The sequence below is a fragment of the Streptomyces sp. NPDC039424 genome, assembly GCF_055639495.1.
In genome coordinates this window covers 1-14,151 of record NZ_JBVKAI010000012.1, presented here as the reverse complement: position 1 = coordinate 14,151, position 14,151 = coordinate 1, and the positions used below count along the sequence as shown (strand labels likewise).

Sequence of the window (14,151 nt, the reverse complement as noted above, 5' to 3'; positions counted from 1 at the left end):
CGAGCGTCGAACGCGAGGAGGACGAGGACCTTCCCGCGTGCCCGCAAAGCTCGTGTCCGCAGAGCTGCACGCCCAACTGCGACCCGAGCGTCGAACGCTGAACCGCCGGTTGCGACGATTCGTGCCCAGGGGAGCGTCGTCGCCGAGGACTTCGCGGGGGCGAGCCCCTTGAGCGCCTGACGGTCTCCAGGGCAGGCCTATCCGCTGCTCATGCCGACAGGCCTGCCCCTGGCAGATTGTGCTCGGCCGCCGGCCGGGCTGGCCTGCACGAGGGCATCAGCCTTACGGGATTGGCGTGATGCCCGCCGCTGAGCGGGGATGGGGCAGGGTGACGGACGACCCGAGGTCGAGCCGCTTGTCCATCTCCAGCCGGAAGGTGCCGTACGGGTTGATGTTCGACCAGAACAACGCGGTCAGCCCGCGCCGGTCCTCCTCGCTCAGCTTCTTCGCCCAGGCGGGTTCGGTGAGGACTTGCTGCAACAGCAGCGTGTTGACGTGCACGAGCGCGGACTGAAGCAGGTGCAGGGCGAGCATCGAGGTCTCGGCGTGCTCCTTGTCCGGCCCCGTGAGGGCGCCGTCCTTGCCGTAGTGGAGCACGGTGTTCGCGCTGTTCCAGTTCTCCACGACCTGGAGGCCGCCGTGGATCTCGCGACATAGGCCGGGGCTGGCGAGGTAGTCGCACGCGAAGATGGTGCGCACCCCGCGGCCGAGTTCTTCCAGAGCAGCGTGGGTGGGGTGCTTGGGGCCGCCGCGGGTGAATCGCCGCAGTACTTGCTCGGCCTCCGCCGTCCCCAGGCGGAGCGCTGTGGCGTACTTGACCATCTGGTCGTACTGCTGCTCGATGAGGTCCCAGCGGATCGGCCGGGTCAGGGAGGCTCCGAGTGCGGGCCAGCCGGGCGGGGTGTCGTCCGGACGATAGAGGCGGATGCTGCCGATGTTCTTCAGCCGGGGCAGCAGGCGGAAGTTGAGCAGCTCGGTGAAGGCGAACCCGATCACGCTGGCGCCGTGCGTGTCGACGTAGTTGGACTCGATCTCGGTGTCGGTGCAGTGCCGTAGCAGGCCCTCGATCATCGCCGCGACCTCGGACGAGGAACAGCTCTTGAGCTGGGAGTAGATGCAGACGTTCTTGCGCTCGACGTGCCAGTAGATCATCACGCCGTTGCCGCCGTAGCGGGCGTGGTACTCGGTCATGAAGTTCGAGGACCAGGAGCCGAACTTCTTCGAGTCCGAGGCGCACGCGTTTCCACGGCCCCACCATGCGGTGTCGCGGGCCGCGAAGGTGGCGTTCACCAGTCTGGTGACGGCGGCCTGGAGGTTGTCGACGGTGATGAAGTGCCGGCGGACATGCCGCAGCGCGGCCATCGCTCTCGCCGTGCTCGCCGGTCGCCACGATGGCCCGGATGCCCACGTTCGTGCCGAGCCCGAAGAGCGCGAGCAGCAGGCGGCGCTGGAGGACGTCGCGGTCGATGCGCTCGTACGCGGCCACCGAGGTGAACTCGTCGGTGAAGGCGGTGAGGAAGTCGGCGTTCTTCAGCACGTCCAGCAGATCCAGGACGCCCCAACGGCGTACGACCTCCTCCTTCAGCGCTGCCAGGCCGGTGGGCTCGTCCAGCGGTTCCAGCTTCGGCACGGTGATCGATGGCTCGCCCTTGCGGGTGGTGACCTTGACCCCGCCCGCCGAGCCGTCGGCCAGCGCGGCGGAGAACCGGTCCAGGCCATCGGTCATCCGCTGCTTGAGGCCGGTGATGAACTCCTTCGGGTCCTGGGGCTGGCGGACGCGGCGTAGTGGACGGTGCGTGTGGCCTCGAAGTCGCCGGGCAGGTCGTCCTCCGGGTTGCGCCAACGCATCGCTCCCTCGACGTAGATCTCGCGGCGCCGGACCGCGTCCCGAAGCGCGACCAGGACGCACAGCTCGTAGGGGATGCGCTCGACCTTGCCCTTGTCGTCGACGACGGCCTCGCGCCAGTCCTTGCGTACGACCCCGTCCATCGGCACCGTGTCGGTGCCGTCGTAGAAGCGGGTCTTGCCGTCGACCTCGGCGTACTTCTCCAGGAGCTTCAGCGCGTCCATCACCGGCCGGCGGGCGGTGTTGTTGCACTGGAAGCCCAGCGTCTTCAGTAGCGGCGGCAGCATCTGCCGGTAGTACGAGCTGTACGAGGAGCGCAGGGTGGTGCGGACCTTGGTCTTGAAGACCTTCTCGTTCGCCTTCGCCTCGGCGACCAGCTCGCGCAGCGTCTTCTCACCGACCACGGGGAACAGGGCCCGCCGTACGATCTCGTCCGGTTTGCCGACCGCGGCCTCCGCCAAGCGGAAGAGGATGCCCTCTTTGCCGCGGACCTTCTTCAGCTCGGCGGTGAGCTGCTTTTCCACCCGCCGCTCGGCACGGGCGTTGATCTTGTGGACCAGGGCGACCAGCAGCTCCACCAGCGCGTCCGTGATTTCCGCCTGCCGGGAGAAGCACAGCGCGGCCAGCAGCGTGATCCGTGCGTCCTGGCTGGTGTCGCGGAAGTCGGAGGGGTACATCTTGATCGCCCGCGCCCGCCACGCGGCCACCGTCTTCTCCGAGCAGTCCGCGAACAGCCCCTCGGGCAGCCCGAGCCTGCGCACGTTGTTCAGCTTCGTGATCTCGGTCAGCAGCGAGTCCAGACCGACCGCGCCCGGGTCCCGCTTCAGCGAGGCCAGCAGTGCGGTGCCGTCGTCGTTTCCCTCGGCCACCAGCGCCAGCAGCCGGCCCGCACACAACTCGCCCAGACGCTCGATGGTCCGCACGCAGAACGCCCGCTCCCACCGGTTGCGTGCCGCCACCAGCACCTTCTCGACACGGGTACGGCCCGGCGGCTCGATCCGCTCGACACGGCACTGCACCAGCAGGGCCTCCCGCTGCCGGTCCTCGACCAGCTCGACCGGGCAGACCTCCCTCGCCATCCACTCCGTCAGCCGTTCCTCCTCCACCAACGTCGACGGCCGGAACCCCAACGCCTCCCGGATCTGCTTCCGGTGCCGCTTCGCGCCCGCCAGGTCGTACTTCGCGAGTTCGACCGTCGGCACCTTGACCAGACCAGCGACGTACGCGACAGCGGGCTGCGGGAACCGGCCCTCGATCTCGAAGAACTTGAGCATCATGCAGAAGCCGAGCCGAGCCGGGTCGGGCCGGACTTGTTCGCCACCAGGTCCCAGTCGCCGTCCACCAGCGTCCAGCACGCCACCACGTCTTCCGGCGACCACTCCTGCCGCACACCCGCCCCTTGCCGTCGTCGCGCCTTCGGGCGTTCACCCGGTCAACCCAACGAGGCGCCCCAGCGCCAGGAAACGGCAGCTGCAAGCCTCTCGGAACCTACCGGCGGGTTACTTGTTCCCTGGCGTCCGAGCTGGGACTACCGGGCCTACTGGCAACTGGACTAGTGCTGCCATTCGGCGGGTTCGAGACGCCCCGCGCCCTCGGGCCGTAGTACACGCGCCAGGGCTTCACCGTGCTGCAGCCCGGACAGACGATGGACGTCGGCACCCTGCTGACCGGTGTGCCGATCCACCTCGCTCGGGGCAGGGCGAGACGTTCTTGTACCGCTGGAGCGCCCGCGTCAGGTGACCGGTGCCGACTCGTCGCGCAGCAGGTCGGGACGGGCATCGGCCAGAGCAAAGGCCCGCGTAAGCCCGGGCACGAGGGCATCGTCGATGCGGTAGCGCCGTGCTCGTTCGTCCCGCTGGAGCAGGGGGCTGGCGATGTCCGGGCCGAGACGTCGCTGCACCGCCTTGATGCTGGTCAGGCTTCCGCCGATCCGTGAGAGCGAGATCGGGTGCGTGGGGTGGTGGGCGAAGTACTGCTGGACGTCGTCGTACCGGGCGGTGCCGCCCAGGTCGGTGATCCGGCGTAGTACCGCCCGGGCCCCGGGCATCAGCACCGCGATCAGCTGGAACAGCGCCTGTTCGCTCCAGCCGTCGGCGAGGTTCCCGTTGGAAGGCAACGACCTGGGACGCGAACGGCGCCGCACCGTTAGGTGCAGCGCCGTCGTGCCGATCGGTGGCCCGGGTCAGGACACGGCCTTGAGGTTCTGGCGCCGCTTGGCGTCCTCACGGCGCCGACGCTTCTCGGCGAGCTGATCCTGGTAAGCCGTAACGGCCTTGCGGTAGCGCTCCACGAAGCCGGGGGAGTTGAGGCGTTCGTTCTTCGGCATCGTCTTGACCGCCGCGATGGCGTCCTCGGGGGAGAGGTAGGCGGCGAGCATGGGGTTGAGCTGGTAGACGCCGGCGCGCTGCTTCTTCACCAGCTGCGCCAGGTCCAGGTCGCGCAGAGCCGCGTTCACGGCGGCCCGGCTCAGGCTGAGCATCTGCGCGAGGGTGACCTGGTCGATCTCGATGCGGCCACCCGGTTCGCTGTGGGCGCGCAGCTTGAGCAGCACACGGTAGGCCGCGGGCAGCAGGTCCAGGTCGGCGACGATGCCTTCAGCGTTGACCGCGGCGAAATGCAGACCGCTCACTGTTCGGCCTCCTTTTTCTTCTGCGCCCGCTCGCGGCGGCGCTCAGCACGCATTTTCGCCCGTTCCTCGCGCAGCCGCTCGATCTCCCGGCGCATGTGCTCCAGCGAAGGGAAACGCACCAGATCGGGCAGGCTCTCGTCGGCCCGGATCTTCGCAATGGTCTCCTGCTGGTCGACCCGCCGGTACTCAGCCTCCACAGTCTCGGTACCCGGGATGAACTCGGCGACCCGGTACGAGTACGGCGGGTTGAACTGGTACACCCCGCGCTTCACCCGGAACATGATGCCGTGGGACATGATCTCGCCCAGGGCCTCGTTCGCCTTGGTGCGCGCGACGTCCAGGACATGCGCCATCTCCTCTTGGGTCAGGTAGATCCGCCCGCCGGCCCTCTGGCACGCAATCATCAGCAGGATCAGCCGCAGCGGCAACGCCTCGCGGAAGAACTGTGCGATGAGCAGGAAGAACTCCAGGCTGTCCATGGAGAACGCGTTCGGCTGGTCCGGCGGCCCGTAAAACTCCAGCGGCTTCCGCTCGCTGTCCAGCGTGAGCTTGCGGCCGGGGTAGGCGCGGGCGACGTCGTCCAGGTCCTTGACGGGCCGTAGCGGCCGGTCCCAGGCGTCAGCCGGATCGGGCAGCGGCAGCTTCGGCTGCGGCGCTCCCCGGGCGCTCGTACGGCGGCGCTGCGGCTCTGTCGACACGAGGCTGCTCTCCATACTGTTGATCTCCGGACGCGCAGCAGTATGTCACCTCTGCTTGACACTGATGTCGCTTCGACACGACATGCCGCGCGACTTGTGTCCCTTCAGGAGGGACAGATCTCCCCCTTGGCCGTCGGACGGTCTCCACATGGGATACATCCGTCCTAGGTGTCGCCTCTACTTGACACGCGGTGTGAATCTATGTCGCCTCCGGTTGACATTGAACCGGAGATCTGCCCCCTCAGCCGGTACATATCAACCGCGTTATGTCACCTCAGCCGGTACGCATCTCGCGATTCGCAACGCCCTGACCTGCGGTTTCTTCATCTCGGTACATATCAGTGGCTGAGGTCCACCCGGGGTGGCTGGCCCGACACCGTTGTGGCTGAGGCGGCTTCACGTGCGGCACAGTCGCACGGCTCGCCTAGTGGGTTACACCAGCGGCTCTTTAGGAACAGTCGAGGCGTCTCAACCAGCAAGGACCTGCGGTGATCACATCCTCCGCCCGGAGCGGACGGAAGCGTGGAGAGCTGGGTAGGTGTCTCACGCCGAACCCTCCGGTCGGGTAAACGCGTCGCGGGCCGGACTTGGCGGTCCACAGACCTTCGCCGACCAATGCAGTTGCTTTAACGCGTTCGTCAGCTCCTACGGCTCGTTCTCTACCGGACCACCGAACGTCAGCCACGGCGATACGTTCACCCGAACGAGTAGGCGCGCGTGTGTCACGGCAACCAATTCCCGATCTCAGCCACGCTTCTGCATTGAAAGCCCCAAAAGACTAGTTAGTCGCCCATGGCGACTGGGCCCCCGTCGGGGCACCGCAAGCCCGCCAGGGCTGAGGAGCTGCCGACCCTCGGCGCCAGTGCCCGAGAGTGCCACTGCATGTACAGGGGCGCGGGAAGAGCTTTCGCCGAATCAGCGCAAACCTCGCCACTTCCCCAGGCCGAGCAGACACACGCCGCTTACCGGACCGGCAGCGTGCGCGACCTCAAATCTAACGAGCTCGTGCACGGTAGGCAGTGAGGCGCCGAGCTTCTGATCGTCGATCATGGTCGTGTGGTGGGGAACGCGTTTCGTGCAGCGATCATCAGCGACCGGAGGATCACGGGCCTGTCGGCCAACGTGATCGCTGAACTCGTCGCAGAGCTGGGCCCGTTGTGGCACGAACGGCACCAGGCCAAGCTTGCGTCCCGGCGGCGGAAGCGTGGCGGCATCCGGGCCGTGGCCCGGGCGGCCGACCCCACCCGCCGGTCTCGCCGCCCCACAGCGCATGCTCGGTGCCGACCACGACGTTCACGTCGCCGGTCGTGTCACCGACCTGCACCGCGGAGCCGTGCACCACCGAACTGGCTACCCACTGCCCGCGGCGCCGCACTATCGGTGCCGCCGGAGCAGCCATGACCCGTGAACGCCGAAGCGACAGCCGCCAGGGTAGGCGGGCCGGGAGGCTCATGGGCCCTCGATGGCGAGCATCTGGTGGCGAAGCCCGAAGCGGAGGCCCTCCCGGACAGCCGGCGCCAGCGAAATGCTGCGGACCGCGAGGCCTGCGACGAGTGCCGGGTGATCCGCGACCCAGTTTGGCAGATGGGTGCGGGTAGAGGCGGGCAGCGCTTGCCGAGTCGGCCGGTGCAAAACCAGCGGGGCCACGACGAAGGCCATCGGCCACGGCATCAGCCTGCCGGATGCTGCGCGCTCGTGGTCGCTCGCCGCGGTGGCGGTGACGGCGGCGACGAGTGCGGGGTTGAGGAAGGCGGCGCTGGCCTGGGGCCGCTCCGCCCAGCTAGGCACGGGCGGCCCTGATGAGGCTCTTTACCCGCTCTTCGAAGTCAGGATGCCATCCGATCCGGCCCCGGTCGGCCAGCTCATGGTGCTTGCCTCGAGAGAAGAACGCCTCGTCGTAGGCCTCACGGATCCGGTATCGGGTCTGGTCCAGGGTCTTGCGCAGCAGTGCCTTGCCTGCCTGTTCCTGCTCGCGTTCAGTGGCCTCATCGCCCAGGTCGTCGAGCATCCAGTCGAACTCCCGCTGCCACTCATCAGCGAGGTTGCCTTCAAAGCGCGCCAGTTCTTCGAGGTCAACCAGATCGTCTTCGAGCCAGGCCACTGTCTGGGTGTAGGCGCGGTAATAGTCCACCATCGCCTTGTTCAGCTGGCGGTGCGCGCCGACCCAGCGCAACTGGTGGACAAAGGGTGCATCGGACAGCTCAGCCTCCGCCTCTGCTGGGAAGTCATCACGTTCCACCAGTGTGGGCAGCCGGTCGGATGTGTAGTCGTCGCGGATGCGGCTGATGCGCTGCATCAGCCGGTTCACAGAGACGCTGGTATGCCGCTTCTGCAGCATCTCCACGGCCTGCTCGTACCACCACGCCCACAACTGCCGCATGAAGGAGTCACCATGCCCGTCGGGCAGCGCGGCCCTGAGCTTCACCCGTACCTGCGCGTCGAGGTCGTCGATCGGCGGGGCGCCGTCGATGACTCGCATCCTTTGAACGAACACGGCGCGCTGCGCCGGCGGGAGAGCCAGGAATGCTTTGCGGGCCTCTTTGGTGTCCTTGGCATTCGATTCCTGCGCTGCGGCGACCAGGAGTTTTAGGGCTTAGGCTGGCGCTGGATTGGGAGCTTTGAGCGCTGCCATCGCTGTACCTGGCCTCGCCTGCTGGGTGGTGACCAGAGTCAGCGTCGGCCCGTCCGTGTCCCCGGGTGTGTGGGTGTCCATCCAGGACTGGATCGTCCGCCACACGTCGTCGTCCTTGTCACCGAGGGCGCGCACGCTGCGGATGTGGTGCTTGACCTGCAGCAGTTCGACGGGCTGGCCGTCCTCATCCCACGCGACGTCGTCGTGGAGTTCCAGGCTGATCGCTCCGTCCGGCCGCTCCTCTTGCCCGCGCAGGAGTTCAAGCAGGGCGAGCTGCGCCTGGAAGAGGTAGCCCAGAGCGGACGCCGATGCCTCATGCGCGGAGGACGCCATGACCTCAGTCTCCCGATGTCGAGAACGGCCTGTCTAGGACATCACATTATTCGAACGCAGTTGCGTAGGGCAGGTGGGGTGCCGTCCCTGGTCGTGGGGTTGCCGTCGGTGCCGTTATAGCCGGGCGACGGCGGGGAGTGACGTGTCGAGTCCGTTTTGGTGGGCGTCAACTGACTCGCAGGTCGACTCGAGTTACAGGTTGTCGGCCCATGAGGGGACGGGGTAGGTGTGGACGTCGCCGAGTGCGTGGCGGAGCGGTCCGAGGAGGCGGTGGGCGAGGCTGGAGGAGAGGTCCTCGATCGCGAGTGCTACGGCGGCGAAGCACACGGACTTCTGTTCGTCTGAGAAGTCCCGCACGCGTTTGCCGTGCGTGCGGGCTGCTCGGTCCAGTGCTGTTTCGGTGTGCTTGATCAGCACGTTCTTTAGTTGGGCCCTGCTGGTGGTCGCGGCGAGGTCTCGCGCCTCGTACCAGGCTGGGTCTTCGCGGTCGGCTGGCCATGCCTGGTTGTAGGAGCGGCGCAGGGTGAGGACTTCTTCCCAGGTCAGCTTTTCTAGCCGGGCCAGCAGTGCTGCTGCTGTTCGGCCCTGCGGTCCCAATGCCCACCAGGCCGGCACACGGCACCATATTGTCTGGCCCCAGGTCTGTCCGAACCGTTCCTCGTCGGCGCCCGGGGTGAGGCTGATGATCCACAGCCCGAACGGGATGTCGGCCGTGAACGGGAGGTAGGACGCGCCTGATGCGTACGGGGCTGCCCGGTGCCACGGCTGCTTGCGGCGCCGCAACGCGACACCGGGCGATTCCTCGATGAGGATGCTGCGGCGGTCGCGGAGGGCGGCGGCGTAGTCGACCAGGTCGTCCCCGAGGCCGCGGCCCGAAGGACGTGTCACCTTCCAGCCCCAGTTGGTCGGCAGGTGGTTCGGATCCACCCTCGCGGCTGACCAGTCTTCCCACCCAAGTCCAGGCACCCGAGATCCCCCTCCGTGACGGTACTTGAGCCCTATCTTGGAGCACTCAGGAGCGGGCGTGCCGAAAGAGTGCTTCTGGCACCGTGACGGGAGATGTCGGGGCGGGAGTGCGCCGGGATCACCTGCGGTGCCAGCGCCGTGCGGAGACTCCATACGCTTGGAGACACGGCATCGATTCGGATCTCGTTCATGGAACGTCGATTTGATGATGCACCGCGCCGCTGCTCGTCGGCAGCCCGTTTCCGGGCGCAGAGCACGGGCTAGCTAGGACTGGAGCGCCGCGATTCCTTTGCCGGCCTCTGCTGCCTGCTCGGTGAGACCGAGCTCTTCAAACAGGCTTTGAGCGCGCCCGAAGTAGAGGGCTGCCTGTTCCCTTTCGCCTGTCGTGGTGAGTGCCACGCCAATGCCGGACAGTGCCGCGGCTCGGAGTTCGGCGGCATTGGCCCGTTCGCATGCCGCCTCCGCCTGCAGCAGATATTCGATCTGCTGTTGGGGGGTGAGGTCGTCCAGTTGGGCGCAGGTCATCAGGGTTGCTGCCTCGACGAGGGGATTTCCTGCGGCGCGGCTGGCCCTGAGGGCACGTCGGCAGGCGACGCGTGACTCCTCGATCTTTCCCCATGCCTGTAGGGCGAAAGCCGCCGTGCAGAGGGCGCTTGCTTCGTCGACGGTGTCGCCGAGCCGCCGAAAGAGGGAGGCGGCCTCTTCCGCCGCTGCGCACGCTTTGTCGTAGTCATCGAGATCCTGATGAGCCAGGGAGAGATTGTTCAGTGCAGCGGCTTGTTCGCGCAGGTCACCTGCAACCCGCTGGATCGCGACAGCCTCCAGGTGGGCCCTCAGCGTTTCGGCAGGCCTTCCGGACTCCCGCAGGGCCGAGCCGAGCCCGTTGAGTACCTTGCCCCGCTCGTTGTCGTTGCCCAGCGAGGTGAAGAGGCCGAGCGCCCGATGGTAGGCGCGGAAAGCTTCCTCGTAGCGTGAGGCCTCGCTCAGTGCGATGCCGAGGTTGTTCCAAGCCCCGGCTTCGGCAGCGAGTGCTCCCGACTGATGGGCGATGCGGCATGCGGTCGTCGTGACGGAGATCAGGTCGTCGTAGTACCCGCGCCAGGTGAGGTAGTCGTAGAGGACCACCGGAAGGTTGACAGCGATGTCGTGGTGTCCGGTGTCTGCCGCAGCGGTCACGGACCCCGTCAGGTTGCCCCGCTCGTCGTCCAGCCAGGCAAGCGCCTCGTCCTGATCGGCGAAGTCGCCTGGAGCAGGCGATGATGCCTGCACGCCGAGACGCGCACACGCAGAGACGGCGGTTGTCGCATAGTGCTCCAGCAGCCGACGGTGCCGGCGGGCCTGTTCCGTTGCAACCTCCTGACCGGTGCTTTCGGCGGCAGTGTGCTGCGGGTTCGAGACGCTGCGTGCGAGTTCGGTGGCGTAGTCCCGCACGAGGTCGTGCATCGACCAGCGCTGGTTCACGCAGTCGAGCAGGTGCGCCTGCACGAGACCCCGCAGCACCGGGCGTACTGCCGGCAGCGGGCGGTCGGCGAGGACCGCTGCCGCGCCGATCCCGATGTCGGGGCCAGGGTTGAGCGCCAGAAGACGGAAGAGTGCGGCATGATCTGGGGGCAGCCGACGGTGGGACAGGTCGAAGGACGCGCGTACAGCACGTTCGCCGTCGTCCAGGAAGCCGAGCCTGGATTGGGCCGCTGCCAGTTCCGCAGTGAGCTGGGCGACGGTCTGGCAGGGCTCCAGGATCAGCAGGGCGGCGCTGATGTGAAGCGCCAGCGGCAGGTGTCCACACAGGCGCGCCAGATTTGCGAGGTCTGTGCTGGTGTCGGTGACGCGCCGGTCGGCGGGGTCGGCCATCAGTAGCGCGTGACGAAGGAGCGCTACCGCCGCTTGAGGGGCTAGTACACCTAGGTCGAAGAGCCGCGCGTTCAGCGTCGCCAGGGTATGCCGAGACGTGATCAGGAGCCGGTGCGCGCCGTCGCCGGGGAGTAGAGGGCGCACCTGGTCGGCGCTCGAGGCGTTATCGGCCACGATCAGCAGGCGTCGTCCCTGGTCGGCCAGCGCGGCCAGCTCGGTCCGATACAGCGCCGCACGCTCCTCGATCGCTTCCGGGATGGCGTCATGGGCGACACCGAGGGCGCGGAGGAACGCCTCCAAAGCCTGACCGCCGTGAACCGGGCTCTCGTCGTACCCGTGCAGGTCGATGAAGAGACTGCCGTCGAAGTAGCCGGCTGCAGTCGCGGCATGCCCGGCCGTGAGGGCAAGTGCCGTCTTGCCCACGCCAGCAAGACCCCCGATCGACGCCACGAGCACGGGGGGAAGGACATCCTGACGGGCGGCGGCTACAGGGCCTCCAGGGAAGTCCGGATCTTGCTGACGCAATACGACGGGACGCAAGGCCGACAGGACGTGCGCGACTTCCGCATCCCGCCCGCTCAGCATGGCGGGCGCAGCGGGAAGGGAAGCAAGCGCGGTGGGCAGCGGGGCCGGTACGTGCACCATGACCGTCACGGGGCTGTAGTCACCTGTGGTGGCTACGCCGATATTCCCTGCGGCCGCGACGGAACGGGTGCCTGAGGCCATTGCCGCACCGTCTGCTGGCTGGGCACCGTGCTCAGCGGGTGAGTCGTGCGTACCCGCTGCTGTCTCGGATTTCCTTCTCCACCGATTCATGCGTGCGCGTCGTCCCCGGTGATTGCCTCGCCGACTTCGCCGGCAGCTGCGATGGCGCGCTCACCGCCGGCCTGTGCCGACCCCGAAGTTCCTGCCGCCGGTGGCATCACAGGGGCGGCCGTGAGGCGGGAACGATCGCCGGTAACGGCGCGTCCGATGCTGCCGCCAGCCGCGACCGACCGTGTTCCCGCCGCCGTCGCGGCGGGTGTGACGCCGGCGGCAGGCGGACGCAGAAGGGCGTATACGCTCACCACAGCAGCGGCCAGACCGCCGATCGACCCTGCCACGGTAGCGATTTGGGCAGATGTGTCGAGATCGGTGACCGCCGCGACGATGCCCAGCCCCAACGCAGCCAAGCCCAGCAGCACCACCAACAGCCAAACCGCGACCCGCGCTCGTCCTGTCACACCCACATCATCGCAGGGGGGACTGACAGTCACTGCTTGAGCGGGCTCGCCCCGGCTCAGACAGACCGCCACCCGAGCCCAGGTATCGCTCACAAGACAGTGACCAGTGTTCGTCCTTCATACGGTTCAGGGCGTTGGAGCCACCGCCACGCCACAAGCACGTCTGGCGATGCTTTGCTGTGGCCGCGCGGCACCGGTCGGCGGCCCTCCCTCCACCCACTGCGCGCAGGCGGCCAGGCCGCGGGCGACCCGCCCCCGGAGGCCACGGAGCCACTAGGAACTTGCTGCCGCGCCTCGTACGCCGTGCCGTAGGTGGGCTTCACAGTGGGCCGGGGAGAGCGCTGTACGGCGCTCTCCCTGACTTTCACCCCCGCACGGACCTTCACCCTGGTGGGTTCGCCTGTTCGGCCGTCAGATCGCCCTACAGCACCTCAGGGGGTTCCTGATCCGAGACGCGGGCGCCCGAGTAGCTACCCGATGAGGCCGGTCTTTTCTTCCAGGAGGATGACCAGGCCGGTGGTCGTCACGAAGGTGGCGGCTGCCCAGACGATGGGTTCGGCTGCGTCCTTGGTCAGGTGGGCGCCGGTGATGTAGGCGGCCAGGGCGGCAGCGACGCCCGTCATCACCGCCAGCAGCACGGCAAGGATCTTGACCGTCGTCGTCTGCGGCTGCCGCGCGGGGCTCGATGCGCTCGCGGTGTGTGCCAACCCACTGCCGGCGGCGGGCACGGGCTGTCCTTCGCTGTGTACCGTCATGGACATGGGCCCTTCTGGGGTCTGGGGGCCTGCTCGCCACGATCCGCCAAGATTCCGACGGGCAGGCCCCGACTCGTCCCTCAGCCGGTTGTGCCGAGGGTTACTGCTGTCGCAAAGGTGCGCCCGCCAAGGCAGTGACAGAGCCACGCTCCCCCGGCAGACCCTCCCGGCGGCTGCATGACCATCCGGCGGACATCCAACTGCCGGGAGTGCATCGACAGTAGCCCCGGACGACCCGTCACTTACGCCTGGAAAACAGCGCACTTACCAGCCAGTAGCAAATAGCCTGTCTGCTACGCGTGCGCACGTCCACGCGCGCGAGTACGCGCGTGTGGCGCGGATCACTTCTGGCGGCGCTTCCGGTGCTGCTTAGCCGCACCGATCGAGGGTTTCTTCAACCGACGAGCAGACGCCGCAGGCACCTCGAGCTGCCCGCCCCGCGCCCGCCGGCCCCGTCCCGACCTCAACCCATGCCTCTGCAGAGCCCACCTGCGCCTCCTCTCCGCTTCAACGAGCCAGCGTTCACGCTCAGCAGGCGACAGATGCTGAGGCGGCCGGCGCCTCCTACCGCGGCGAGCAGCCGCAAGCTCCCGCTGCCGCTGAGCCTGCTCCAAAGCACGACGAACCGACGCGAACCACCTGTTTACAGTCTTGAGTGAATAACCGGTCACTTCGGCGAACTCCTCAGCCTCAATGCCCACGTCCATCGCTCTCCGCACGAGCGCCCGCGCCCTCCTCGAGATCCTCAACTCTTCCTGACTAGTACGGCGCCACCGCTCCCCGATCCGATCAAGCTGCTCACGCGCCCTCTCCACTGGCACCGCTCGCACCGCACTCTTCCGCTTGACCAGCCATCGCGCGATCGTCTGCAGCTTGTAACCGGTCACAGCTGCGGCCTCTTCGGCACTGACACCTGCCGCGACGGCCTCGGCGACATGCCTTCGTACATCGCGCAAAGCATGCTGGTTAGCAGACTGAAAACGCTGGCGGCGCCGGTTGATCCGAGTCATGTGGACCCTCACCTCCCGGGCCACTTCCTCCTGCGTCTTCCCATGGCTGTACGGCCCCTTGACCATGAACACCCCCTCCGGCGGCATCCTGCCAAACAGGGAGTCGCCCTCGAGTGATGGGCGTCGTGTGGTGTGCACTGGGTGTGCGTCATCGGTTTTCACTGGTGCTGGGCTGGGGTGCGGCGGTACTGGGGTGTCGTTTTGCCGG

General features: G+C 67.5%; 14 protein-coding genes. 1 reads left to right on the top strand and 13 read right to left on the bottom strand.

Features of this window, described 5'->3' with window-relative positions:
* Window positions 1–282 precede the first annotated feature (282 nt).
* Window positions 283–1,362, bottom strand: a complete 1,080-nt coding sequence (locus ACZ7L0_RS26845) for a transposase (RefSeq protein WP_471245127.1) — start codon at window positions 1,360–1,362, stop codon at window positions 283–285.
* Window positions 1,363–1,372: 10 nt separating this feature from the next.
* On the opposite strand from ACZ7L0_RS26845, the gene ACZ7L0_RS26840 reads away from it, so the two are divergent.
* Window positions 1,373–1,786, top strand: coding sequence for a hypothetical protein (locus ACZ7L0_RS26840; RefSeq protein ID WP_471245126.1), 414 nt, complete (start codon window positions 1,373–1,375; stop codon window positions 1,784–1,786).
* Here ACZ7L0_RS26840 and ACZ7L0_RS26835 read toward each other — a convergent pair.
* The 12 genes from ACZ7L0_RS26835 to ACZ7L0_RS26780 form a co-directional block, all read right to left on the bottom strand.
* Window positions 1,723–3,123 (bottom strand): Tn3 family transposase, encoded by a 1,401-nt coding sequence (locus ACZ7L0_RS26835; RefSeq protein ID WP_471245125.1) that lies wholly within the window; start codon window positions 3,121–3,123, stop codon window positions 1,723–1,725. The genes ACZ7L0_RS26840 and ACZ7L0_RS26835 overlap by 64 nt on opposite strands.
* A gap of 455 nt (window positions 3,124–3,578) precedes the next feature.
* Window positions 3,579–3,962: a hypothetical protein gene (locus ACZ7L0_RS26830; RefSeq protein ID WP_471245124.1), complete on the bottom strand. Its 384-nt coding sequence runs from the start codon at window positions 3,960–3,962 to the stop codon at window positions 3,579–3,581.
* Between the two features lie 66 nt (window positions 3,963–4,028).
* Complete coding sequence (locus ACZ7L0_RS26825) at window positions 4,029–4,475, bottom strand: MarR family transcriptional regulator (RefSeq protein WP_471245123.1); 447 nt, start codon at window positions 4,473–4,475, stop codon at window positions 4,029–4,031.
* Window positions 4,472–5,173, bottom strand: a complete 702-nt coding sequence (locus ACZ7L0_RS26820; RefSeq protein WP_471245122.1) for a hypothetical protein — start codon at window positions 5,171–5,173, stop codon at window positions 4,472–4,474. The genes ACZ7L0_RS26825 and ACZ7L0_RS26820 overlap by 4 nt, the downstream gene beginning before the upstream one ends.
* A gap of 1,449 nt (window positions 5,174–6,622) precedes the next feature.
* Entirely contained in the window at window positions 6,623–6,961 is a 339-nt protein-coding gene (locus ACZ7L0_RS26815) for a three component ABC system middle component (RefSeq protein WP_471245121.1), read from the bottom strand.
* Window positions 6,954–7,652 carry an ABC-three component system protein gene (locus ACZ7L0_RS26810; RefSeq protein WP_471245120.1) on the bottom strand — a complete coding sequence of 233 codons (699 nt, stop codon included), beginning with the start codon at window positions 7,650–7,652 and terminating at the stop codon, window positions 6,954–6,956. Before ACZ7L0_RS26810 ends, ACZ7L0_RS26815 begins: the two co-directional genes overlap by 8 nt.
* 114 nt (window positions 7,653–7,766) lie before the next feature.
* Window positions 7,767–8,138, bottom strand: a complete 372-nt coding sequence (locus ACZ7L0_RS26805; RefSeq protein WP_471245119.1) for a hypothetical protein — start codon at window positions 8,136–8,138, stop codon at window positions 7,767–7,769.
* Between the two features lie 192 nt (window positions 8,139–8,330).
* A complete protein-coding gene (locus tag ACZ7L0_RS26800; protein ID WP_471245118.1) occupies window positions 8,331–9,065 on the bottom strand; it encodes a hypothetical protein in 735 nt (244 codons plus the stop codon).
* A gap of 303 nt (window positions 9,066–9,368) precedes the next feature.
* Entirely contained in the window at window positions 9,369–11,681 is a 2,313-nt protein-coding gene (locus ACZ7L0_RS26795; protein ID WP_471245117.1) for a tetratricopeptide repeat protein, read from the bottom strand.
* A gap of 86 nt (window positions 11,682–11,767) precedes the next feature.
* On the bottom strand, window positions 11,768–12,178 hold the full coding sequence (locus ACZ7L0_RS26790; protein WP_471245116.1) for a hypothetical protein: 411 nt from the start codon (window positions 12,176–12,178) through the stop codon (window positions 11,768–11,770).
* A gap of 470 nt (window positions 12,179–12,648) precedes the next feature.
* Complete coding sequence (locus ACZ7L0_RS26785; RefSeq protein ID WP_471245115.1) at window positions 12,649–12,906, bottom strand: hypothetical protein; 258 nt, start codon at window positions 12,904–12,906, stop codon at window positions 12,649–12,651.
* A 368-nt stretch (window positions 12,907–13,274) separates the two neighbouring features.
* Window positions 13,275–14,151 (bottom strand): hypothetical protein (locus tag ACZ7L0_RS26780; protein ID WP_471245114.1); only part of this gene is annotated, 877 nt, incomplete at its 5' end.